At 72.4% G+C, this 25,155-nt stretch carries 11 protein-coding genes; 4 read left to right on the top strand and 7 right to left on the bottom strand.

From position 1 onward, the window contains the following. Positions 1 to 80: 80 nt before the first annotated feature. The 4 genes from A6A29_RS22200 to A6A29_RS22185 form a co-directional block, all read right to left on the bottom strand. On the bottom strand, positions 81 to 290 hold the full coding sequence (locus A6A29_RS22200; protein ID WP_073722245.1) for an MbtH family protein: 210 nt from the start codon (positions 288 to 290) through the stop codon (positions 81 to 83). Then, complete coding sequence (locus tag A6A29_RS22195; protein ID WP_073722243.1) at positions 287 to 14,632, bottom strand: non-ribosomal peptide synthetase; 14,346 nt, start codon at positions 14,630 to 14,632, stop codon at positions 287 to 289. Before A6A29_RS22195 ends, A6A29_RS22200 begins: the two co-directional genes overlap by 4 nt. Positions 14,633 to 14,814: 182 nt before the next feature. After that, entirely contained in the window at positions 14,815 to 15,852 is a 1,038-nt protein-coding gene (locus tag A6A29_RS22190) for an iron-siderophore ABC transporter substrate-binding protein (protein ID WP_073722241.1), read from the bottom strand. Positions 15,853 to 15,968: 116 nt separating this feature from the next. Then, the gene (locus tag A6A29_RS22185; RefSeq protein ID WP_073722239.1) at positions 15,969 to 17,321 is read right to left on the bottom strand and encodes a lysine N(6)-hydroxylase/L-ornithine N(5)-oxygenase family protein; all 1,353 of its coding nucleotides are present in this window, start codon (positions 17,319 to 17,321) and stop codon (positions 15,969 to 15,971) included. Positions 17,322 to 17,568: 247 nt separating this feature from the next. On the opposite strand from A6A29_RS22185, the gene A6A29_RS22180 reads away from it, so the two are divergent. Then, on the top strand, positions 17,569 to 18,516 hold the full coding sequence (locus A6A29_RS22180) for a methionyl-tRNA formyltransferase (RefSeq protein ID WP_073722237.1): 948 nt from the start codon (positions 17,569 to 17,571) through the stop codon (positions 18,514 to 18,516). 369 nt (positions 18,517 to 18,885) lie between these two features. On the opposite strand, the gene A6A29_RS22175 is transcribed toward A6A29_RS22180, so the two are convergent. After that, positions 18,886 to 19,410, bottom strand: coding sequence for a DoxX family protein (locus tag A6A29_RS22175; protein WP_073722236.1), 525 nt, complete (start codon positions 19,408 to 19,410; stop codon positions 18,886 to 18,888). 213 nt (positions 19,411 to 19,623) lie between these two features. On the opposite strand from A6A29_RS22175, the gene A6A29_RS22170 reads away from it, so the two are divergent. Further along, positions 19,624 to 21,639 carry an NADPH-dependent 2,4-dienoyl-CoA reductase gene (locus A6A29_RS22170; protein WP_073722235.1) on the top strand — a complete coding sequence of 672 codons (2,016 nt, stop codon included), beginning with the start codon at positions 19,624 to 19,626 and terminating at the stop codon, positions 21,637 to 21,639. Between the two features lie 33 nt (positions 21,640 to 21,672). Then, the gene (locus tag A6A29_RS22165; RefSeq protein WP_073722234.1) at positions 21,673 to 22,263 is read left to right on the top strand and encodes a PadR family transcriptional regulator; all 591 of its coding nucleotides are present in this window, start codon (positions 21,673 to 21,675) and stop codon (positions 22,261 to 22,263) included. Between the two features lie 86 nt (positions 22,264 to 22,349). Here A6A29_RS22165 and A6A29_RS22160 read toward each other — a convergent pair whose 3' ends face one another. Next, positions 22,350 to 23,387, bottom strand: coding sequence for a DMT family transporter (locus tag A6A29_RS22160; protein WP_073722233.1), 1,038 nt, complete (start codon positions 23,385 to 23,387; stop codon positions 22,350 to 22,352). After that, positions 23,384 to 24,280, bottom strand: a complete 897-nt coding sequence (locus tag A6A29_RS22155) for a phosphatase PAP2 family protein (protein ID WP_073722232.1) — start codon at positions 24,278 to 24,280, stop codon at positions 23,384 to 23,386. The genes A6A29_RS22160 and A6A29_RS22155 overlap by 4 nt, the downstream gene beginning before the upstream one ends. Before the next feature lie 160 nt (positions 24,281 to 24,440). Between A6A29_RS22155 and A6A29_RS22150 the strand changes: the two genes are divergently transcribed. After that, positions 24,441 to 25,070 carry a TetR/AcrR family transcriptional regulator gene (locus tag A6A29_RS22150; protein ID WP_073722231.1) on the top strand — a complete coding sequence of 210 codons (630 nt, stop codon included), beginning with the start codon at positions 24,441 to 24,443 and terminating at the stop codon, positions 25,068 to 25,070. The last annotated feature ends 85 nt before the right edge of the window (positions 25,071 to 25,155 follow it).

Here is a 25,155-nt window from a genome sequence, read left to right as displayed (position 1 = left end):
CGCGCACGGTCCGGGCAGGAGAACGCCGCCGCCCCGGAGTGAGGTGATTCCTCGCTCCGGGGCGGCGGCGTTCTGCGCCCTCAGCCCTGCAGGGCCACCAGGCTCGCGGGACGCATGTCGGTCCAGTGGGACTCCACATGGGCGAGGCACGCCTCGCGGGTGTCCGGGCCGAAGACGGTCCGCCACCCGGCCGGCACCTCGGCGAAGGACGGCCACAGGGAGTGCTGGTTCTCGTCGTTGGCCAGGACCTGGAAGGTGCCCTGCGGGTCCTCGAACGGGTTGGTCGTCATGCGTTGTCGCTCCTTTTGGACGTTGCGGTGAACAGCTCGGAGAGCGGCTGTTCCGGGTGGGCCACCACGATGCGCAGCAGCTTCTGCAGTTCGTCGGCCAGACGCCGCGCCTTCGCGGTGCCCAGCAGGTCGGTCGCGTGGATGAGGGCGCAGTGCACGGGGCCCTCACCGCGTGGTTCGTGGAAGCTCAGGGTCAGCTCCGCGCGGGACGAGCCGGTGGGCAGGGCCTCCAGCGAGCCCAGGCCGCCTTCCAGCCGCTCCAGATCGGCCTGTTCATGGTGGATCACCATGACCTGCGGTCCCTCCGCGGGCAGTCCGGTCGCCCCGACGACTTCGTCGAACGGGACGTCCTGACGGTCCAGGGCGCTCAGTGTGGTCTCCCGCACCCGGGTGAGCAGCTCCGTGAAGGCCGGGTCGCCCGCCGTGTCGGTGCGCAGCACGACCGTGTTGAGGAAGCAGCCGACCAGTTCGGCGAGCCGGTCCTCGCTCCGGCCCGCGACCATCGTGCCGATGGGCAGATCGGTGCCCGCTCCGTGTGCGGTGAGGAGGGTCGCCAGGGCCGCGTGCAGCACCATGAACATGCTGGTGCCGGTGGCGCGGGCGAGCCGGTCCACGGCCTCGTGGAGATCGGCGTCGAGGACGAACCCGACCTGGTCCGCGGGCCGTCCGGACGCGTCCGGCGCGGCCTCGCGCGGCCCGTCCGCCGGAAGCGCCAGCCGCCCCGGGACCTCCCTGAGCGTCCGCCGCCAGTAGGCGAGTTGCTGTCCGCCCCGGCTGTCCGGGTCGGTGAGGTCGCCCAGGACCTCGTGCGCCCACCGCGTGTAGTCGCCGTACGTGACCGGCAGCGGCTCCCAGGAGGGTGCCAGGCCCTGTGTGCGGGCCGCGTAGGCGGTGGTGAGGTCACGGAACAGGGGGACCACCGACCACTCGTCCACCGCGAGGTAGTGCGCGGTGACCAGCAGCGCCTGCCCGCCGTCCGGGCCGGTCAGCAGCCGCACGTTCACGGGTGCCTCCGCCTCCGGGTCCGGTGACCGCGTGGCGAGTTCGGCGAGCCGGGCCTCCAGGTCCGCGCTCGACTCCACGGCCAGCACCGGAGCCCCGGCCGGCCGCTGGTACAGCACGCCGTCCCGCTCGGTGAACGCCGTGCGCAGCGGCTCGTGGCGCGCCACCACATCGGCGAGCGCGGCGGTGAGCGCCTGTGCGTCGAGCCCACCCGTGGAGCGCAGGACGAGAGCGTGGTCGAAGCCGGGACTGCGGCGCGACGACTCCCACTGCACGCGCTGGACCGGTGCGAGCACCCGCGGTTCGTCGCGGTGCCCGGCGACCAGCGCGGGACGGGTGGCCGCCGCGCCCTCCAGTTTGGCGGCGAGAGCGGCGACCGACAGCGCGTCGAAGACGTCCCGGATGCTCAGCTCCACCCCGAACTCGGCGCGGATGCGGCCCAGGAGCCGCATCGACGCCATGGAGTGTCCGCCGAGTGCGAAGAAGTTGTCGTGCACGCCGACGCTGTCCAGCTTCAGGATCTCGCAGAACAGATCGGCGAGCCGGGCCTGCGTCCCGGTGGCCGGCCGGTCGTCGCCGGTCATCGCGGACCAGTCCGGTACGGGCAGCGCCTTGCGGTCCAGCTTGCCGTTGGGCGTGAGCGGGAGCGGCCCGTCCAGCGGGACGACGAGCGCGGGGACCATGTACTCGGGCAGCAGCCCGGCCGCGTGGGACAGCAGCTCCCGCGGGTCGAGTGTCCCCGATTCGGGCACCGCGTAGCCGACCAGGCGCACGATGTCGCCGTCGCGGTCGGGCACCACGGCCGCCTGGGCGACCGACGGATGCGCGGTGAGGGCCGCCTCGACCTCGCCCAGCTCGATGCGGAAGCCCCGCACCTTCACCTGGCTGTCGACCCGGCCGAGGAAATCGAGGTTGCCGTCCGGGCGCCAGCGGGCACGGTCGCCGGTGCGGTACATCCGGCTGCCGGGCCCACCGTACGGATCGGCGACGAACCGCTCCGACGTCAGCCCCGGACGGCCCAGATAGCCGCGGGCCAGGCCGCGCCCGGCGACGTACAGCTCGCCGATCACGCCCGGCGGGACGGGTCGCAGGGTCTCGTCGAGGACGTAGCAGCGGGTGTTGGGGTCGGGCCGGCCGATCGGCACCCGGCCGGAGGGGCTGCAGCCGTGCTCACGGGCGTGCCACAGCGTGGAGTTGACCGTCGCCTCGGTGAGCCCGTAGGCGCAGATCAGGTCGGCCGTGGCGCCGAACCGCTCGAACAGGTCCGGCGGTACGGTCTCGGTGCCGACCAGGACGGTCGAGCCCTCGGGGAGCTCGCAGCCCGGCGGCAGCGCGGACACCAGCGACGGCGGCAGGATCATGTGGGTGATCCGCTGGTCCGCGAGGAAGTCGGTGAGCGCCGGTCCCGCTACCCGTGCCTCGTCGCTGATGAGGACGAGCCGGCCGCCGTGACACAGGGCCATCGACAGCTCGAAGGCGAAGACGTCGAAGCCGATCGACGCGAACTGGAGCACCCGGCTGTCGGGTCGCAGGCCCATGCGGTCGACCGCGGTCGCGACCAGGCTGGAGATGCCCTCGTGGGGCACCACCACGCCCTTGGGGCGACCGGTCGATCCGGAGGTGTAGATGACGTACGCGGCCTGGTCCGGGCCGACCGGTCCGCCGCCCACGGGCGCCTCGGACAGTGCGTCCAGCTCCCCGGCCGTCCCGGGCGCGTCGAGCAGCACCACGGGTACGCCGGTGACATCGGGGATCTTCCCCGCGACGGGTTCGGTGCCGACCACGAGGGCGGCCCCCGAGTCCTCGATCAGATACGTGAGACGGTCCCCGGGGTGGACCAGGTCCAGCGGCAGGAACGCGGCGCCCAGCTTCAGTACGGCGACCACGGTGGCGACCATGTCCACCGAGCGGGGGACGGCCACGCCGACGACGCTCTCGGTGCCCACGCCGTGGGCCGCGAGGAGCCGCGCGATGCGGTTGGCGCGGGCGTCGAGCTGCGCGTACGTCACCGGGCGGGAGCGTTCCACGACGGCGACCGCGTCGGGCCGTTCGGCGAGCCGCCGGGCGAACAGCGCGGGCAGGGATGCCTCCTCGACCTCGCGCGGGGCGCCGTTGAACTCCTCCAGGACCAGCCGCCGCTCGTCGGCGGTGAGGATCCCGGCCTGTGACAGGGGCTGCCCGGGTGCCGCGACGAGTGCGGCGACCAGCCGGCCGAGCCGCTCGCCGAGGCGCTCGGCGGTCTCCCGGTCGAACAGCTCGGTGGCGAACTCCAGGCGGCAGTTCAGCGCGCCGGTGCCGCCGTCGGCGGCGAGCCGCTCGGAGAAGCTGAACACGAGGTCGAACTTGGCGGAGCTGATCGCGAACGGCACGTACTCCAGCCGGAGTCCGGGCAGTTCCAGCTCGTCGCCGGTGCGGGCGTGGTAGCCGACCATCACCTGGAAGAGCGGGTTGCGGGAGAGGGAACGCGTCGGGTTGAGGGCCTCGACGACGGACTCGAAGGGCACATCGGCGTGCGAGAACGCCGCCAGGTCGCTCTCGCGGACCCGTGCCAGCAGCTCGGTGAAGCTGGGGTCGCCGCTCACATCGGTGCGCAGGACCAGCGTGTTGACGAAGAAGCCGACCAGATCGTCCAGCGCCTCGTCGCTCCGCCCGGCGATGGGTGCGCCGAGGGGGATGTCCGTCCCCGCGCCCATGCGGTGGAGCAGGGCGGCCACGGCCGCGTGCACCACCATGAACATGCTGGCGCCGGTCTCCCGGGCGAGCCGCTTCAGACCCTCGTGGACCTGGGCGTCGAACGGGACGTCGAGTTCGGCTCCGGAGAACGCCGGGCGGGCGGGCCTGGGGCGGTCGGAGGGCAGTTCCAGTTCCTCGGGGGCCCCGGCCAGCGTGGTGCGCCAGTAATCCAGCTGACGGGCGGCCAGGCCACTCCCGTCGGCGGGGTCGCCGAGCAGCCGCTGCTGCCACAGCGCGTAGTCGGCGTACTGGACGGGCAGCGGCTCCCAGCCGGGGGCCGTGCCGTCGAGGCGGGCCGTGTAGGCGGTGGCCAGGTCGCGGAGGAAGGGCCGGTCCGACCATTCGTCGGTGGTGATGTGGTGCAGCAGCAGGACGACGGCGTGGTCGTCGGGCGCCAGCTCCACGACCGTGGCCCGCAGCGGCAGTTCGGCGGCGAGGTCGAAGGGGCGGTTGACGGCCGCGTCGATGATGCCGGGCAGCGCGTCCTCGGTGGCCCGGAGGCACTCCACCACGGGGTGCGCCTGTTCGGCGGGCAGGACGCGCTGGGAGGTCCGGCCGTCGGGCGCCGTGCGGAAGACCGTCCGCAGCGCCTCGTGCCGGTCCGTCACATCGGCGAGGGCGGTGCGCCACACGTCGGTGTCGAGGGGGCCGCGCACCCGCATGACCAGCGGGAAGTTGTACGCGGCCGAGGTGCACTCGATCTGCTGGATGACCCACAGCCGTTGCTGGGCGTGGGACAGCGGCAGTTCGGTGCGCCCGTGCCGCTCACCGGCCGTCAGTGCCGGACGGGCGGCGCCGCCGGCCCGTGCGACGCGTTCCACCAGTTCGGCCACGGTGGGTGCCTCGAACAGGTCCCGGATCGCCAGCTCCGTGTCCAGCGCGGTACGGGCCCTGCTGACGAGCCGGGTGGCCAGCAGGGAATGGCCCCCCAGCTCGAAGAAGTCGCTGTCGATGCCGACGCTGCCCGCGGGCAGCCCGAGCACCTCGGCGTAGAGCGCGCACAGCGTCTCCTCCCCCGGGGTGCGGGGCGGGCGGCTCGTGCCGGTACCGGCGAAGTCCGGTGCGGGCAGGGCGCGGACGTCCAGCTTGCCGTTGACGGTCAGGGGCAGTGCCCCGACGGTGACGAGTACGGAGGGGACCATGTAGTCCGGCAGCGCGGCCTTCACATGGTCGCGCAGCCGCCGCGTCAGTGCCTCTCCCTGTCCGGCGCCCTCCTCCGGTACGACATAGCCGACCAGGCGCTTGGTGCCCGCGTTCTCCGCCACGACGACCGCCGCGTGGGCGACCTCCGGGTGCGTGGACAGCGCGGTCGAGATCTCGCCCAGTTCGACGCGGTAGCCGCGGATCTTGACCTGGTCGTCGGTGCGGCCGAGGAAGTCGAGGAGACCGTCGGCGCGTTGCCGTACGAGATCGCCGGTGCGGTACATGCGCTCACCGGGCTCGCCGAACGGGTCGGCGACGAACCGCTCGGCCGTCAGACCGGGCCGGTCGTGATAGCCGCGCGCCAGACCCGTGCCGGCGATGTACAGCTCACCGGGGCAGCCCGGCGGGACGGGCCGCAGCATCGTGTCCAGCACATGGGCGCGGGTGTTGCGGATGGGCACGCCGACCGTGGAGGTCGCGCTGTCGGCGGTGGAGCCGCCGAGCGTGTTGATGGTGTACTCGGTCGGTCCGTACAGGTTGTAGCCGTAGGTGCCCTCGGTGTTCCGCAGCCGCGTCCACACCGTGTCGGAGACGGACTCCCCACCGAGCAGGACCAGCGCGGGCCGGTGCTTCCCGGTCTCCTCGTCCTGGTCGAGCAGCCCTTCCTCGATGAGCAACTGGGCATACGTGGGGGTGACGTTGACCACGTCGACGCGGTGCCGGTCGCAGTAGGCCACCAGGGCCTCGGCGTCGCGGCGCAGCTCCTCGTCGCAGACGTGCACCTCATGGCCCTCGACGAGCCAGAGCAGTTCCTCCCAGGACATGTCGAAGGCGAAGGACACGGTGTGCGCGATGCGCAGCCGCCGTCCGCCCGCCGAGGCGATGGCCGGGTCGAAGATCTCCTTCTGGTGGTTGAGCTGCATGTTCGTCAGCCCGCGGTACGGGGTGACGACGCCCTTGGGCCGGCCGGTGGAACCGGAGGTGTAGATGACGTACGCGGGGTACTCCAGGCGGTCCGGCACGTCGTGCGCGAACGCGGGGCGCTCGGCGTCGGCGATCTCACCGCCCGGGAGCGCGGCCAGCTCGGCGGCCACGGCCTCGTCGTCCAGGAGGAGTTCGGGCGCGACGGGTCCTTCCTCCCCGCGCAGCGTCGGGGCGACCGCGGCGGTGGACACCAGGCACAGGGGGCCGGTGTCGCGCACCATCAGGCGGAGCCGGTCGGCGGGGTGGTCGAGGTCGAGCGGCAGATAGGCGGCGCCGGTCCGCAGTACGGCGAACAGCGCGGCCACCATGTCGATGGAGCGCGGCAGCGCGAGGGCGACGGCCTTCTCCGGCCCGGCGCCCCGGGCGAGCAGCAGCCGGGCGAGCCGGTTGATGTGGGCGTCCAGTTCGGCGTACGTGAGGGCGCGCTCGCCGAAGACCAGCGCCACCGCGTCCGGGGTGCGGGCGACCTGGGCCGCGAGCATGTCGGCGACGGTCTCGTCCGGCACCGGCCCGCGGCTGCTCTCCCGGCCGGCGAGCAGTGCGGTGCGCTCGGCCGGCAGCAGCGGGTCGACACCGGCGGTCCGGGCGGATGCCCCGTCGCCGTGCTCCAGGGCTGCGGCCAGCCGGTCCAGGACGGCCGTGAACCGGGCGAGGATCGTGGTCGCGTCCTCGGGGTCGAAGAGGTCGGGCCTGGCCGCGAGGGTGACCCGCAGCCGGTTGCCGGGGGTGACGATCAGGGTGAGCGGGAAGTGCGTGCCGTCCACGTTGGACACGTCGGTGATGCCGTGCCGCCGCCGCAGCTCGGCGGCCCGGTCCTCGCCGTCGGCCGAGCGGAGGACGAACAGGGTGTCGAAGAGGCGGCGGTGGCCCGTCTCCTGCTGGATGGTGCCGAGGCCGACGTACTCGTACGGCATGACGGCGGCCCGCTCGGACTGGATCCGTCGCAGCAGGCGGAGCACCGGCTCGTCCGGGGTGAAGGCGACGCGCGCCGGAATGGTGTTGAGGAACATGCCGATGATGCCGGCCGCGTGGGGTACGTCGGCGGGCCGCCCGGCGACCGCGATGCCGAAGGTCACGTCGTCGCGGCCCGTCATCGCCGAGAGCACCATGCCCCACGCCGCGTTCAGCACGGTGTTCAGGGTGAGCCCGTGCCGTCGGACGAGGGTGCGCAGCCGCTCGCTGCTCTCCGGCGTCAGTACGGTGTCGAAGTCCACCGGGATCACGGGTCCCGCGTCGCGCCCGGAGGGGGCGAGCAGGGTCGGCTCGTCGAAGCCGGAGAGCGCCCGGCGCCAGGCGTCGACGGCGGCCCCGGTGTCCTGCTCGTCCAGCCAGGCCAGGTAGTCGCGGTACGAGCCGGGGGCCGGCAGACCGGTGGCGTCGCCGCCCCGCTCATACAGCGTGAACAGCTCCTCCAGGAACAGCCACGCGGACCAGCCGTCCCACAGGATCAGGTGGTGGGTGACGACGAGGCGGTCCCGGCCGTCGCCGAGCCGGATCAGCAGCAGCCTGCACAGCGGGGCGGAGGTGAGATCGAAGCGCCGGCGCCGGTCGGCAGCCAGCAACTCCTCGGTGCGGGTGCGCCGTTCGTCGCGGGAGAGACCGGAGAGGTCCGCCTCGACGAGCGGGATCTCGGCCCCGTCCACGATGAACTGGACGGGGCGGGACAGACCGCCGTCGGCGAATCCGGCCCGCAGGCTGCTGTTGCGTTCCAGCAGCGCCCGGCAGGCGGCCCGCAGCCGGTCGGCGTCGACCCGGTGCCCGAAGTCGATGCTCTCCTGGGACAGGTAGACGTCGAGCGCCTCGCCCGCGTCGAAGGTGGCGTGGAAGTACATGCCCTCCTGGAGCGGGGAGAGCGGCCAGATGTCCGCGACGGGCAGCCCGGCGACGGTCTCGACGCGCGCGGTCTCCTCGGGCGTGAGCGCGTAGCCGCCGAGCGGGGCGGGGGCCGGGGGCTCCTGGGGGGTGGCCGAGGCGGAGGTGAGCTGGTCGAGCAGTGCCCGCAGTGCGGGATCGACGGCCGCACCGGACCCGGCCTGCTGGGCCAGCACGGCCCGGAGGGCTGCCGCCGCCTGCCCGGCGTCGGCGGCGGAGACGGTCACCGCTTCGGCGGGCGCGGGCGTCGCGGGAGCGGGAGTGCCCGCCTCCGGAGCCGGGGCCGCGGCAGCCGCCCCGGCGGCGAGTGCGGCGGGGGTGCGGTGTTCGAACACGTCACGGGGGCTCAACGCCATCCCTCTCTCACGGGCGCGGGTGACGACGGTGATCGAGGACAGGCTGTCGCCGCCGAGGACGAAGAAGTCGTCCTCCACGCCGATCCCCGGTACACCGAGAACGTCGGTGAAGATCTCGCACAGAGCGCGTTCGCGCGTGTCGCGGGGCGGCCGTCCGCCCGCGCGGGGCGTGACCCCGGGGGCCGGAAGCGCGTTCTGGTCGAGCTTTCCGCTGGGTGTCAGCGGCAGTTCGTCCAGGGCCACGAGGGCGCCGGGCACCATGGTCGCGGGCAGCGCTTCGGCGAGCGCGGCACGCAGCCGTTCGGTGTCCGGGCGGGGGGCGCCCGGAGCGGGGGCCACGTAGCCGACGAGGACGTCGTCGCGGACGGTCACGGCGGCGAGGGCGACGCCCGGCAGGTCCGCGAGTGCGGCCTCGATCTCGCCCGGCTCCACACGGTTTCCGCGGATCTTGACCTGGCGGTCGGTGCGGCCGAGGTACTCGACGGCGCCGTCCGCGCGGCGGCGCACAAGGTCGCCGGTGCGGTACATGCGCTCACCGGGCTCGCCGAAGGGATCGGCGACGAACCGTTCGGCGGTCAGCCCCGGGCGGTCGTGGTAGGCCCGCGCCAGTTGTACGCCCGCGAGGTACAGCTCGCCGGGGACCCCGTCGGGCACCGGTCGCAGGAAGGCGTCGAGGACGTACAGGCGGGTGTTCCAGACGGGCCGGCCGATGGGGACGGCGAGTTCGCCGCCACCCTCGTACGCGAAGGAGGTCACGTCCACGGCAGCCTCGGTGGGCCCGTAGAGGTTGTGCAGGGGAACGGGTCCGCGGCCGGAGCGGGACGTCAGCTCCCACCAGCGCCGGGCCCCGGCACCGGTGAGCGCCTCACCGCTGCAGAACACCCGGCGCAGGCTCGCCGCCCAGTCCGGGAGGCCCGTTGCGGTCTCCATGACCTGGGTGAACGCGGCGAGCATCGACGGGACGAAGTGGGTGGTCGTGATCCGCCGGGTGTGGATCAGCTCGGCCAGGTAGGCCGGGTCGCGGTGGCCGTCGGGGCGGGCGAGGACGACGGTCGCGCCCTCCACCAGGGGCCAGAAGAACTCCCACACGGACACGTCGAAACTGGCGGGCGTCTTCTGCAACACCCGGTCGTCGGGGGTCAGCCCGTACGCGCCCTGCATCCAGGCGAGCCGGTTGACGATGGCCCGGTGGGTGACGGCGACGCCCTTGGGGCGCCCGGTGGAGCCGGAGGTGTAGATGAGGTAGGCGGGGTGGTCGGGGCCGGCCGGGCGGGCGGGAGTGCCAGGTGTGCCGGATGTGCCGGGTGTGCTGGATGCGCCGGGGACGTCCTCGGCCCGGTCGTCCCGGCCGACGAGGAGGTGGTCGAGGCCGGGCACGACGGGCAGCCGCCCGGCCGCTTCGGCGGTGGTCACCACGGTGCGCGCGCCGGAGTCGCCGAGCATGAACGCGACCCGGTCGGCGGGGTAGTCGAGGTCGACGGGCAGATAGGCGGCGCCCGCCTTGAGGACGGCGAGGAGCGCGATCATCAGCTCGGCGGAGCGGGGTACCGCGACCGCGACATACGTCTCCGGGCCGGCGCCGCGTGACCGCAGCCGCCGGGCCAGCGCCTCGGCACGCCGGTCCAGCTCCGCGTACGTCAGGGTCGTGTCCTCGAAGACGACGGCGGTGGCGTCGGGTGTACGGGCCACAGTCGCCGCGAACAGCGAGGCGAGAGTGGCCTCGGGAACGGGCCGCCCGGTGGCGTTCAGCGCGGCGAGGTGCTCGTGCTCCCGGTCGGAGAGCACGCCGGTCCGGGCGACGGTGCGGCCGGGGTCGGACACGAACGCGCGCAGCAGCGCCGTGAACCTGTTGGCGAGCACCGCCACGGTCACCTGGTCGAGGCGGGCCGCGTCGTGCTTGAACCGCAGCAGGAGTCCGTGCTCGCCCGGCTCGACGACGAGCGCGAGGGGGTAGTGCACGGAGTCGAACACCTCGGCGCCGGTGATGCGAAGCTCGCCGGGCGCCTGCGCGGCGGAGAGGTCGCCGGCCGGGTGGTTCTCGAACACCACGAGTGTGTCGAAGAGTTCCCCGCCGCCCGCGATCCGCTGGATGTCGGCGAGAGCCAGGTGCTGGTGGTCCAGGAGCGCCGCGTGCTCGTCCTGGACCCGTCGCAGCAGCTCGGCGAGCGATTCGTCGGCGCGCGGCGCGACCCGCGCGGGGACGGTGTTGATGAACAGGCCCACGGCGGTGTCCAGGTCCGTGACCTCGGTCGTCCGGCCGGACACGGTCGTGCCGAAGACGACGTCCTGACTGCCGGTGAGCGAGGTGAGGAGCAGGCCCCAGACGCCGTGGACGACGGTGCTCAGGGTGAGGCCGTGGGTCCGTGCGCGGGCGATGAGGTCGGCGGTGAACCGTTCGGGCAGCCGTGTGTCGACGTGCTCGGTCCTGGGCGCCGTCCGCCCGTGATCCGTCCCGGCGGCGAGTGCGGGCAGCCGGGTCGGCCCTTCGAGCCCGGACAGCGCCTGCCGCCACGCGTCGCGGGCGGCGTCCCGGTCCCGGCCCGCCAGCCACGACAGGTACGGGCGCGGGGCCACCGGCTCCGCAAGCTCCTCGCCCCGGTGGGCGGCGGTCAGTTCGCGCAGCAGGACCGCGACCGACCAGCCGTCGGCGACGATGTGGTGCAGGGTGAGCAGGAGCCGGTGGCGGTGGCCGTCCCGGATGAGGGTGGCGCGCAGCAGCGGAGGCCGGGCCAGGTCGAAACGCTCGGCCCGGTCGGCACTCAGCAGGTCGTCGAGGCCGGTCTCGGCGGTGTCGGCCTCCCGCCACGGAAGGATGACCTGCGCGGCGAGGCGCTGGACCACCTCGCCGCCGGGAAGCTGGCGGAACGCGGCACGCAGCAAGGGGTGCCGGTCCAGGAGCAGTTGCAGGGTGCGTCGCAGCCGGGCCGGGTCGACGGGGCCGTCCAGGTCGAGGAGTTCCTGGACCAGGTAGAGGTCCGCTTCCCGAGCGTCGAACGCGGCGTGGAAGAAGAAGCCCTCCTGGAGCGGGGAGACGGGCAACGCGTCCTCGTCCAGCGCGGCCGGGACGGTCGGGGCGGGGCGGGCCGCGATCCCGTCAGCCGTCCCGGACCCGGAACCGGTCTCGGTCCCCGTCCCGGCCTCGGCCGCGGACCGGGCGAGGGCCGCCACCGTCCGGAGCCGGAACACCTCGCGCGGCCTGATCGTGAGCCCGGCCTCACGGGCCCTGTTCACCAGCTGGATGGCGACGATGCTGTCCCCGCCCAGCTCGAAGAAGCTGTCGTGGACGCCGACCGACGGCTGCCCGAGGACGTCCGCGAAGAGGGCGGCGAGCACGGTCTCGGCCGGGGTGGTGGGGGCGTCGGCGCCGCTCATGGCCGTCCAGCGGGGCTCGGGCAGTGCGCGCCGGTCGAGCTTGCCGTTGGGCGTCAGCGGGAGCGAGCCGTCGAGGACGACGACGGCGGACGGCACCATATGGTCCGGCAGGGTGCCGGCGATCCGGGCCCGTGCGGCGGTCACGGCGGCGCCGGAGTCCGTGGCGGTGTCGGCGGCCAGGTAGGCGACGAGGCGCTTGACGCCCCGGTGGTCCTCACGGACGAGGACGGCGGCCTGGGCGATTCCCGGGCAGCCCATGAACGCGCTCTCGATCTCACCCGGCTCGATGCGATGACCACGGATCTTGACCTGGCCGTCCGCCCGGCCCAGGAACTCCAGGTTGCCGTCGGCACCCCAGCGGACCCGGTCGCCGGTGCGGTACATCCGGGTGCCCGGCCCGCCGTACGGATCGGCGACGAACCGCTCCGACGTCAGCCCCGGACGGCCCAGATAGCCGCGGGCCAGGCCGCGCCCGGCGACGTACAGCTCGCCCTCGACGCCCACCGGCACGGGGCGGAGCGCGGTGTCGAGGACGTAGGTGCGGGTGTTCGGGTCGGGGCGGCCGATGGGCGTGGGGCCCGGCCGGTCCGGACGGGCGGTCCAGAGGGTGGAGTTGACGCTCGCCTCGGTGAGACCGTAGGCGACGACGACCTGGAGCCGCCCGGACCAGCGGGCGATGAGCTCGCCCGGCACGGCTTCGGTGCCGACGACGAGGACGGCGCCTTCGGGCAGTTCGCACTCCGGCGGCAGCGCCGAGACGATCGACGGCGGCAGGATCATGTGCGTGGCGTCGTGCCGCGCTATGTACTCGGTCAGGGCGGGTCCCGCGACGCGGCGCTCGGTGGGGACGAGGATGATCCGGCCTCCGACGCACAGGGCCATGACCAGGTCCCAGACCGTCACGTCGAAACCGACGGAGGCGAACTGCACGACGCGGCTGTCGGCGTCCACGCCGATCCGTTCGGTGGCGGTGGCGATGAGACTGCCGATGCCGTCGTGGGGAACGACGACGCCCTTGGGGCGGCCCGTGGAGCCGGAGGTGTAGATGACGTACGCGGCCTGGTCCAGTGCGACCGGCAGAGCGGGGTCGGAGCCGTCGAGGGCGGCGCGGGTGTCCGCGGTGGCCGGGTCGTCCAGCAGTACGTGCGCCACGCCGTCCTGTGCCGGGGGGAGTTCGTCCGCGAGTCCCCGCACGGTGATCACGGTGCGGGCCCCGGCGTCGGACAGCATGTAGGCGATGCGGTCCTGGGGGTGGTCGGCGTCCAGCGGCAGATAGGCGGCACCGGTCTTCATCACCGCGAGCAGGGACACGACGAGGTCCGGGGTGCGCGGCAGGGCCACGGCGACGACGTCCTCGGCGCCCACGCCGCGGGCCAGGAGGAGGCGGGCGAGCCGGTTGGCCGCGGTGTTGAGAGCGGCGTACGTCAGCTCGTCGTCCTCGCACACGAGCGCGACGGCGTCGGGCGTGCGGCGCACCTGCGCTTCGAAGGCCGCGGGCCAGGACTGTTCGGACACCGGGTGCGGTGCCGCCCCGAACTCGCCGAGGAGGCGGTCGCGTTCGTCGGCGGAGGTGAGTTCGATGTGGCCGACGGGGCGGTCCAGGTCCTCGGTGAGGGCCTTCAGCAGGGTGCGGAAGCGGCGCTCATGGTCGCGGAGCGTCTCCTCGTCGCAGATGTCCGCGTCCGCGTCGAGGTGGACGCGCAGCCCGGAGCCGTCCCGGGTCCCGGCGAACGCGAAGGCGAGGTCGCTGACCGGGCCGAGCCACTCCGGGAGGAGTTCGGCCGTGCCGTCCGGGAAGCCCAGTTTCCCGGGCCGGGGAAGGATGTTGACGGTGGGTCCGACGAGCGCCGGTACGCCGTCGACGAGGCCGAAGTCCCTGGCCAGGTCCTCGGCGCGGTAGCGCCCGTGCGCCACCGCTCCGGCGACCGCGTCGCGCACCTCGGCCACCAGGTCCGTCCCGGTCGTCCCGGGGCTGACCCGCACGCGCAGCGGGACGACGTTGGAGACCATGCCGGGGGTGTCGGCCGACACACGGTCCTGCCGGGCCGCGATCGGCAGGCCGAGGACGAGGTCCCGCTCGCCGCCGGCCCGGTGGAGGTAGGCGGCCACGGCGGCGACCAGGACACGGGACGGCCGGACACCGGAGCGCTCGGCGGCCGCGTACAGCCGCTCCGTCTCCTGTGCGGAGAGTTCGGCGGTGCGCCGCAGGCGCCGCGCCATGAGGGACGGGCCGCGCTCGACCAGACGTGCGGGCTCGGCGCGGCCGGACATCCGCTCGTGCCACCAGGCGCGGTCGGCCCCGTACTGCTCGGATGACCGGTAGGTCAGATCGGCGTCCACGAGCCGGGCGAGCGGCCGGTCCTTGCGGGCCGGGGCCTTCTCGCCCAGGGTGTAGAGCTCGCCGGCCCGGCGGGTGATGAGTGCGACGCCCATGCCGTCGAGAACGATGTGGTGGTAGCGCTGGGACCATCGGACCCGGTCGTCCGCGAGCCGTAGCAGGACCTGGGAGAAGAGCGGGCCGTGGGTGAGGTCGACGGGCCGGTCCCGGTCGGTGGCCGTCCAGGTGGCGGCGGCCTCCTCGGGGTCCGGTGCGCCGCGCAGGTCGACGACGGGCACGTCGAAGGAGACGGCGCGCGGAGTCTGGCGCGCTTCCCCCCTTCCGGGAACCACGTTCACGTGCAGGCACTCGGCCTCCTCGACCGTCTGCCGGACCGCGCCCGCGAGGTGGTCGAGGTCGATGTCGCCGAGCAGGTCCAGGGTGAAGACGATGTTGTAGGCGGAGCTGTCCGGCTCGATCTGCTGGGCAAGCCAGACGCCGGCCTGCCCGCCGGTCAGCGGGAGCCCGGAAGCGGTTGTCCGGTCCGACTCGACGTCAAACATCGTACGAAGTGGCCTTTCCCTGGTCATGTCAGTGAGGGGTGTGCCGTCCCGGTGGAACGGGGCGAGCCGCCGCTGATCGACGGCTTCGGGGGGTCCCCCCGTTCTCGTCCGTCATCGACGGCGTGCCGAGCCGGCACGCCGTCGAACCGTCCGCTTCCCGGTCCCGCGTCAGTGGTGGGGCGTTACTTGATGGCCGCCAGCAGCGGCTCGATCTCGTCGATCGCGTAGGGGATGGAGAGGGCCGTGTTGAAGGAGAACGCGGCACCGACGTCCGGGTCCTGGTAGGGCACGAACAGGTCGCGCTTGTCCTGATGGACCTTCAGGTTCTTGTAGAGCGGTTCCGCCTTGATCCGGTTGTCGGCGTCGGTGCTGGAGGTCACCCAGACCAGCCGGTCGACATCCAGCACATTCAGCTTCTCGGCGCTGAGCTCGGCGGCGTTCCAGCCCGGCTTGGCCAGTGTGTCGATCTGGGGCTTCAGCTGGAAGCCCAGTTCGGAGAAGAAGATCGACTTGGGGTCGGTCTTGGTGAACGCCGAGTACTTGCCCGCCTCGAAGCTGTCGGCGACGGCGAGCGTCTTCGTGGCGAACTCGGGGTGCTTGTCGCGTACGGCCTTGAAGCGGGCGTCGATGCCCGCGATCAGCTTCTCGGTCTCCGCGTCCTTGCCGAGCGACTTGCCGATCTGCCGGGTCATGACCTGCCAGGAGGCGCCGTAGTCGGGAAGGCCCTTGGGCTGGGCGACGACCTTGGTGAACTTGGAGAGCGTGTCGTACTGCTCCTTCTTCATCCCCGAGTACTGGGCGATGACCAGGTCCGGCTTCAGCGAGGCGATCTTCTCCATGTTGTACTCGTCGCGCTCACCCACGATCTCCGGCTTCGTGGAGCCCCACTTGTCCTTGGTCCACGGCCACTTGCCGTACGGCTGCTCCTTGAACCAGTCCACCGATCCGACGGGCTTGATACCGAGCGCCAGCACCGCGTCCTGGTCCGAGAGGCCCAGGGTGACGACCCTCTTCGGCTCCGCGTCGACCGTCGTGCTGCCGTACTTGTGCTCGACCGTCACCGGGAAGGCGCCGGACTTCGCCCCGGCCGAGGGCTTGGAATCGGCCTTGTCGGCGCCGCCCCCGCAGGCGGACAGAGCGAACGCGGCGACGGCCACGACGGCGACACGGGGAAGGTCCCTGACGAGCCGCGTCAGCGCGGGGCGTGTACCAATGGACACGGATGTTCCTTTCAAGGGGTTTCACTGTGCACACCAGGTCCGTCCACGACGGCGCCGTCAACCGGCCGCGCGCGTGGGGGGACTTGGCTGAAGATGTGTGGGTCGGGGCGAGAGACCTAGCGGACCGATCCGATGCCGTCGGCGACCGGCCGCGGCCCACCGGGGGCGGTCTCCGCTCCCCGGTCGAGAATCGAGTCCAGGATCTCGCCGACCCTGATCGCGGTGTTGGAGAGCAGGGACGACGTGATGCCGTGGGTGTGCTCGGTGCCGCCCTGGAGGTAGATGCCGCAGCGCAGTCCGTCGTCCGTCGCGATCCGGTAGTCCCGCTCGACCTGGACGCGGCCCTGGTCGTCGCGGTGGCAGCGTTCCGCCACGTCACCGAGGAGGGCGAGCGGCTCGGCCGGGGTGTAGCCGGTGGCGAGGACCACCACATCGGCCTCCAGCGTGCTCTCCTCGCCGTTGACGAGGGACTTGACGGTGGCGCGCACCGTGTCCGGGGTCTCCTTGACGCCGGTCAGCCGGGAGATGTTGAGGAAGCGCAGCCGCTCGGTGCCGAGCACCTTCTCCTGGTAAGCCTGGCGGTACAGGTCGTCGATCAGGTCGATGTCCACCACGGAGTAGTTGGTGTTGCCGTGGTAGTCCATCAGCTTGCGCTTGATGTCGTCGGGGGCGGCGTAGTACTCGTCGACCGCCTGCGGGTCGAAGATGCGGTTGGCGAAGCTGCTGTCGTCGGCGGGGCTGTAGCCGTAGCGGGAGAAGACGGCGCAGACCTCCGCCCGGGGGAAACGGCGGTGCAGGTACGCGACGTTCTCGGCGGCGCTCTGACCGGCGCCGACGACGATGAAGCGGGTGGGGTCGGTGCCCGCCAGGCCGTCCACCTTGGCCAGCAGGTCGGAGTTGTGCCAGACGCGGTCCGTCCGCTCCACACCCTCGGGCATGAGGGGCCGCAGCCCCGTGCCGATGACGAGGTTGCGGGCGCGGTGGACCACCGTCTCGGAACCCGAACGGGCCGTCACATCGAGGTACTCCACCACTCCGTCGCGTACGACGGGCTCGACGGAGATGACCTCGTGGCCGTACGAGACCATGTCGTCGACCTTCGCCGCGGCCCACTCGAAGTAGTCGTGGAACTCCACGCGCAGCGGGAAGAGGTTCTTGTGGTTGACGAAGTCGATCAGACGGCCCTTGCTCTGCAGGTAGCGCAGGAAGGTGTACTCGCTGGACGGGTTACGAAGCGTCACCAGGTCCTTGAGGAAGGACACCTGCATCGTCGCGTCGTCGATCAGCATGCCACGGTGCCAGCCGAAGTTCGGCTGCCGCTCGAAGAAGTGAGCGGTGACCGCCTCCTCCCTGCCGACACGCGCGTTGTGCTCGCTCAGCGCGATCGCCATGGCCACATTGGACGGCCCGAAGCCGATACCTATGAGGTCATGGATCAAAGGTGTGTCGCCAGGAAGAACCTGTGACATGTCACTCCCATCGTGCGGGTCGCCTGCCAGGCGCGGATGAAAAGTACGAGAGGCCGAGCCCGCCGTTGCCACCGACCAGTCGAACTTAGGTAAAGCTAACCTGAGCTGAATCAACCTGTCGACAGGGCAAATCGGACGTGCGGCAGAAGTGGGGCGACGAACAGGCCCAAAATCCGGGCGCGTTGCGCTATTAGGTAAGGCTTGCTTTACTTGCCACCGGTCAGTCGCTCTTCCGAGGAGGAACTCCATGCGGGTCGTCATGTTCGGTTACCAGACCTGGGGGCACCGCACCCTTCAAGCACTCCTGGAATCCGAGCACGACGTCGTCCTGGTCGTGACGCACCCCAAGAGCGAGCACGCCTACGAGAAGATCTGGAGCGACTCGGTCGCCGACCTGGCCGAGGAGCACGGCGTTCCGGTGGTCATCCGCAACCGGCCCGACGACGAGGAACTGCTCCAGCGGCTCAAGGAAGCCGACCCGGACATCATCGTGGCCAACAACTGGCGGACCTGGATCCCGCCGCGCGTCTACACGCTGCCCCGTCACGGCACCCTGAACATCCACGACTCGCTGCTGCCGAAGTACGCCGGTTTCTCGCCGCTCATCTGGGCCCTGATCAACGGTGAACGCGAAGTCGGCGTCACGGCCCACATGATGGACGAGGTTCTCGACGCCGGTGACATCGTGGACCAGCGCGCGGTGACGGTGGGCCCCGCCGATACGGTCACCGACCTCTTCCACAAGACCGTCGACCTCATCGGCCCGGTCACGATCGGCGCACTGAAGCTGATCGCCTCGGGGCAGACCGAGTTCACCCAGCAGGACCATTCGCAGGCCAGCTTCTTCCACAAGCGGTCCGAGGAAGACATCCGGATCAACTGGGACTGGCCCGCCGATGTTCTGGAGCGTCTGGTCCGCGCCCAGTCCGCCCCGTACCCCAGCGCCTTCACCTTCCACAAGGGCAGGCGCCTGGAGGTCCTGGCCGCGGTCGTGTCCGAGGGCCGCTACGGCGGTACGCCGGGGCGCGTCTTCTACCGCGAGGGCGACGGAGTGGTGATCGTCGCGGGCGCCGACGCGCGGACCGGCCGCAACCACGGCCTCGCCATCACCCGCGTGCGTACCGAGGACGGCCGCGAGCTGCCGGCGGCCGACTACTTCACGTCCATGGGGGGCTACCTCACCAACCGCGCCTGACCGCCGGGCCCATCGGGCCGACGCACCGGGTGCCATTCCCCCGGTCCGGCCCGGTCCGGCCGCCCTGGGGCAGATCCGCACCACCCGCCCCGCCCCCTCGAAGCCCGGTCCCCGGAACGAGGAGGCGGGGCGCACCCGTACCCGCACGGTGACGGTCTCAACTGCCGTGCGAGCGGGCCCTGTCGGGACGACGCACCGCGCCGCGGCCGCAGTACGGGGTGCGGGCCTGTCGGGACGACGCACCGCGCCGCTGCCTCGGTGCCGCCGCGCCGCAGCCGAAGCGCCGCGTGCCGCGTGCCGCCGTGCCGCGTCAGTGATGCCGGGCCGGCCGCATGGGCTCGGGAGGCGTACGCCCGGAGACCGGTCCGGCTACGCCTCGTCGCGCGTCCGCGCCTGCCCCTTGGCACGCTTGCCGACGACCGCCGCGGCGGCCACCGCGCTGCCCACGAAGGCGAGGGCGACCACCCAGGGCTGATCGAAGACATGCCGCGTCGCGTGGTCCACGGAGTACCGGCCGGGGCCGATCAGGCCGATGGCCGCGGCGGTGAAGCCGAGGAACGCCGGGTACTCGTAGCCGCCGCCCTGCGCGAAGAAGCCCGCGGGGGCGTGGACGGACACGGCTCCCGCCATCGCTCCGGCGGCGGCCGCCCCCGCGGCCGGAGTCGCGAGGCCGAGCGCCAGCAGGACACCACCACCGGCTTCGCCGAGCCCGGCGGCGACGGCGCTGTGCCTGGGCGGATGGAAGCCCATGGCCTCCATCGCGGCGGTGGTGCCTTCGATTCCGCCGCCGCCGAACCAGCCTGCGAGCTTCTGGCTGCCGTGGGCGGTGAGGACCGCGCCGGTTCCGACGCGCAGGAGGAGAAGGCCGAGATCACGCCGGTTGACGCAGACCATGAGGACTCCCGGGGTGGGGGCGGAATGGAGGGCGGTACGGATTCCACTGTGGTCGGCCCGCGGCGTACCGGCACGGTCGGGATGGGCCGGACGGGGCCGAAGCCGGGCCCGGCACGGGTTCACGGTGCGACACACTCATTGTGCAACTTGTTGCATAATAATGTTCCGGTGGTCTACAACTGGCTCGACGACACCTGTGCGAGGAGACGCCGGATGAGCCCTTACCCCACGCTGATGAGCCCGCTCGACCTGGGATTCACCACCCTCCCCAACCGGGTCCTCATGGGATCGATGCACATCGGTCTGGAGGAGGCCGAGCACGGCTTCACGCGTATGGCGGCCTTCTACGCCGAGCGGGCCCGCGGCGGGGTCGGCCTGATGGTCACCGGCGGCATCGCGCCCAGTGAGCGCGCGTGCTCCTTCCCCGGCGGCGCCAGGATGACCACCGAGGCCGAGGCCACGCAGCACGCGGAGATCACGACGGCCGTCCATGCGGCGGGCGGGCGGATCGCGATGCAGATCCTGCACTTCGGGCGCTACGCGCACCACGCGGATCTGGTGGCCCCGAGCGCGCTCAAGGCACCGATCAGCGGCTTCACCCCGCACGCCCTGACCGACGACGAGGTCGAGGAGACCATCGAGGAGTTCGTCCGGGCCGCGGAGCTGGCGCGCTCGGCGGGCTACGACGGGGTCGAGATCATGGGCTCCGAGGGCTATCTGATCAACGAGTTCATCGTTGCCGCGACCAACCACCGCACCGACCGCTGGGGCGGCTCGTACGAGAACCGCATCCGCTTCCCCGTCGAGATCGTGCGCCGGGTCCGTGAGCGGGTCGGCAGCGACTTCATCCTGATCTACCGGCTCTCCATGCTGGACCTGGTCCCCGGCGGCTCCACGCTGGAGGAGGTCGTGCGGCTCGCCCGGGAGATCGAGGCGGCCGGAGCCACCATCATCAACACCGGCATCGGCTGGCACGAGGCCCGCATCCCCACCATCGCCACCTCCGTGCCGCGCGGCGCCTTCACCTGGGTGACGGAGAAGGTGCGCGGGGCGGTGTCCGTACCCCTGGTGACCAGCAACCGCATCAACACCCCGGAAGTGGCCGAGGAGATCCTGGCCTCCGGCCGTGCGGACATGGTCTCGATGGCCCGGCCGTTCCTGGCGGACCCGGACTTCGTCGCCAAGGCGGCCGAGGGCCGCGCGGACGCGATCAACACCTGCATCGGCTGCAACCAGGCGTGCCTGGACCACATCTTCAGCCTGAAGATCACCTCGTGCCTGGTCAATCCGCGCGCCTGCCACGAGACGGAGCTGGTGCTCTCGCCCACCCGGACGCGTAAGCGGGTCGCCGTCGTGGGCGCCGGTCCGGCCGGGCTGGCGTGCGCGGTGACGGCGTCCGAGCGCGGTCATGCGGTGACCCTCTTCGACCTGGCCGATGAGATCGGCGGCCAGCTCAATGTGGCGCGACGCGTCCCCGGCAAGGAGGAGTTCAACGAGACGCTGCGCTACTTCCGTACCCGGCTCGCCGAACTGGACGTCGAGCTCCGGCTCGGCACACGGGCCACGGCCGGAACGCTGGACGGCTTCGACGACATCGTCGTCGCCACCGGCGTCGAGCCCCGCACCCCCGCGATCCCCGGGGCGGGACACCCCAGCGTGGTCAGCTATCTGGACGTGCTGCGCGACGGGGCACCGGTCGGTGACCGGGTCGCGATCGTCGGGGCGGGCGGCATCGGCTTCGATGTGGCCGAGTTCCTGACGGACGACGGCGACGGCGCGAGCCTCGACCCGGAGACGTTCTTCCGGCAGTGGGGCGTGGACACCGACTACGCGGACCGGGGCGGGCTGCGCGCCCCGGAGCGCCCGAAGGTGCCGCGCACGGTTCATCTGGTCCAGCGCAGGGCGACCAAGGTCGGGGCGGGACTCGGAAAGACCACGGGCTGGATCCACCGCACCGAGCTGCGCCACCGCGGCGTCGACATGATCGCGGGCGCCGGTTACGACCGTATCGACGACGAGGGTCTGCATCTCACCGTCGACGGCGAGCGACGCCTGCTCGCCGTCGACACGGTGGTGCTGTGCGCGGGTCAGGAGCCGCGCCGCGAGCTGTACGAGGAACTGCTCGCCGCGGGCCGTCCGGTGCATCTGATCGGCGGCGCCGACGTGGCGGCGGAGCTGGACGCCAAGCGGGCGATCCGCCAGGGCACGGAGCTCGCCGCGACGCTGTGAGGTCCCGTTCCGCCCGTCCTTAGGATGCACTGCATGTCACTGCCGCACGCGATCCTCACCGCCCTGCTGGAGAAGCCGTCGTCGGGGCTGGAGCTGACCCGCAGGTTCGACCGTTCGATCGGCTACTTCTGGTCGTCCACGCACCAGCAGATCTATCGCGAACTCGGGAAACTGGAGCAGGCCGGGCGGATCAGGGAGCTGCCCTCGGCGCAGCCGGCGCGTGGGCAGAAGAAGGAGTACGAGGTGCTGCCCGCGGGCCGCAAGGAACTGGCCGCCTGGGTGGCCCTGCCCGAGGACCCGCGCCCGGTCCGCGATCCGCTGCTCCTGCGGATGCGGGCGGCAGCGGTGGTCGGGGCGCCGGGGCTGGGGGCGGAGCTCGGGCGCCATCTCGGGCTTCATCAGCGGCAGCTGGCCGAGTATCAGGAGATCGAGGAGCGCGACTTCACGCCCGCGCGGACGGCGGACGAGGACCGGCTGCGGCATCTGGTGCTGCGGGGCGGCATCGATCTGGAGAGCTTCTGGATCGGCTGGCTGACGCGGGCCATCGACGATCTGGGAGAACCGGACCGGTCGCCGGACACGGCCGCGGAGACAGCCGGAGACCCTGCTGCGCAGACCCCCTGAGGACGGCGCAGCCGGCCGAGCAGCCCCCTCCTGAGGCTGCTCAGATCCTGAGGCTGCTCAGAATCTGCTCAGGACCCGAACCCCGCTCAGGACGCGCTCGGCCTGACCGCGAGCGGTTCGAGTGCGCGCGGTTCGAGTGCGAGCGGTTCACGTGCGCGCGGTTCGAGTGCGCGCGGTTCGGTGGCGAGGGCCTGGCGGTCCTGTTTCCGCGGGCTGCCGATGACGACCCGCGCCGACGCACCGCTCACGGGCGCACCGCCCGCCGCCGTCTCGGCCTCTTCTGCGGCCATGGCCATGGGCTGGGCCTGAGCGCGGCTGAGCAGGATCACCCCGCGTACCGCGGCCGCCGTGCCGAGGAGCGCCGGGACCAGACCGGCCGCTCCGCCCTGAAGGCGCTCGCCGAGGAGGGCGAGGCCGATCGCGGCGGCGGCGACCGGATTGGCCAGGGTGACCACGGCGAGCGGGGCGCCGAGGCCGCCGCGGTAGGCGGTCTGGGAGAGCAGCAGGCCACCCATGGCGAAGGCGGAGACGAGCAGCGCCACGGTCAGCAGCCGCCAGCTGAACAGCGGTCCCGTGGTGTGGTCGGTCACGGCGACCGTCAGGGTCTGGGTGAGCGCGGAAGCGACGCCGGAGGTGACGCCGGAGGCCGCCGCGTGCCGCAGTCCCGGCCGGGTGCCGGGGCGGCTGAGACCGGCGACGACCGCCATGGTGGCCGCGCCGACGCCGAGCGCCTCGACGAGGCTCAAGGTCTCGTGCGGGGCGGTGCCGCCCGAGGTGAGCAGCAGGGCTCCGAGGCCGAGGAGGGTGAGGACCGTGCCGCGCCATTCGGTCCGGCTGACCCGGCGCCCGGCGGCGCGCGCCCCGAGCGGGACGGCGGCGACGAGGGTGAGGGCGCCCAGCGGCTGGACGAGGGTGAGCGGGCCGTACTTCAGCGCGGCGACATGGAGGAGGGCGCCGCCCGCGTTCAGACCGACCGCCGACCACCAGGCGCCGCGGCCCAGCAGGCGCAGGATGCCGGTGGAGGGTTCGGTGCGTCCGGCGAGCCGGGACTGCGCCACGGCGGCCGCCGCGTAGGCGGCGGCGGAGACGAGGGACAGTGCGACGGCGATGAGCGTGGCGTTCACCGCCGGGCTCCGGACCGGGCGAGCGTCCGTGCTCCGGTGGCACCGGCGGTGGGTCCGGTGTACGGCCGGGGCTCGGCGACGGCCGCCGGTACATGGGCGACGGCGAACGCGGCACCGGTGGCGGGCACCCCGCCGGACGGCCACGGCAGCTGCTCCCGGACCGGAGCGGGGCGCGACAGCCGCAGGGCGGCGAAGGCGACGGCGAGCAACGCCGAGACGACGATCGCGTCGAGCCAGTAGTGGTTGGCGGTGCCCACGATGACGAGCAGCGTCACGAGCGGGTGCAGCAGCCACAGCCAGCGCCAACGGGAGCGGGTGGCGACGATCAGCCCGACGGCGACCATCACCGCCCAGCCGAAGTGCAGGGAGGGCATCGCCGCGAACTGGTTCGCCATCGAGTCGGTCGAGGGGGTGTTCCCGTACACCGTCGGGCCGTACACCTGGCCGGTGTCCACGAGGGCCGCGGCGTCCAGCATCCGGGGCGGGGCGAGCGGGAACAGCAGATGGAGCGCGAGCGCGGCGCCGGTGAGTACGGCGAGTATGCGGCGCGACCAGACGTAGTGGCGGGGCCTGCGCCAGTAGAGCCAGACCAGGAACAGCACCGTGGCCGGGAAGTGCACGGTCGCGTAGTAGGTGTTCGCCACATGGATCAGCGTCTCGCTGTGCAGCAGCACGCTCTGCACGGCGCCCTCGCCGGGGAGATGGACGGCGCGTTCGAAGTCCCATACGTGTCCGGCGTTGCGGAAAGCTTCCTCGACATGTCCGTTGGCGGCCTGCCGGCCGAGCTTGTACACGAGGAAGAGTCCCGCGACCAGGAGGAACTCACGGACGAGGGGCGGTCGGGCAGAAGTGTCCGGCTCCCGGTCTGCAGGCTTGCTGCGGGCGTGTATCACCCGATGCCCCTTTGCTGACGAAGCGCTGTTACGGCGGCATGGTCCACTCCATGCCGTATCGATACGCCAGTGTACCGATACGCGAACGTATCGGTACACGCGCGTATCGGTACACTGGCGTATCGAGGGACCTCACCGCAGAGCCGCAGGAGGGAAGCGCATGACGTCGCACGATTCCGCACAGGAGCCGGCACTCGCGTCACGCCGGTCGAAGATCACACCGGAGCGGGCGCAGGAGCTGTACACGGCCGTGCTGGACCTGTTGCGGGAGAGCGGGTACGAGTCACTGACCATGGAGGGAGTGGCCTCGCGCACCCGCTGCGGGAAGTCGACGCTCTACCGGCAGTGGGGTTCCAAGCCCGAACTGGTCGTCGCCGCGCTGCACGGCACCCGCCGCATGCTGCTCTCGCACATCGACACGGGCACCCTGGCCGGGGACCTGCGCGAGGCGGCGCGGGCCATCGGCGAGGGCTCCGGCCGCGACACCCCCCTGATGCACGCGCTCAGCCACGCCGCGCTCCAGAGCCCCGAGCTGCTGTGCGCGTTGCGGGAGGCGCTGATCCTGCCGGAGATCGCGGCGATCGACGCCATGGTCCGGCGGGGCATGGACCGCGGCGAGATCGCGGCCGGTCATCCCGCGGCGGAGTACGTCGCCGCGCAGCTGCTCGGCGTGATGCGCGCGCGGCCCCTGCTGGAGGGGCGGTACGCGGACGAGGCGTATCTCACACGGTTCGTGGTGACCACGATCCTCCCCGGACTGGGACTTGAGGCACCGCCTCCGGAGTCCTGAACAAGACGTGGACCGTCCGCCCCGGCGGAAAGGCGGTCCACCCGCGCCGCACCGTGGGGACGGGGGCGGCGCACCCGCCCGGCCG

Source organism: Streptomyces sp. TSRI0281 (assembly GCF_001905125.1).
GTDB lineage: Bacteria > Actinomycetota > Actinomycetes > Streptomycetales > Streptomycetaceae > Streptomyces.
This window is presented reverse-complemented; position numbering and strand designations above follow the sequence as displayed.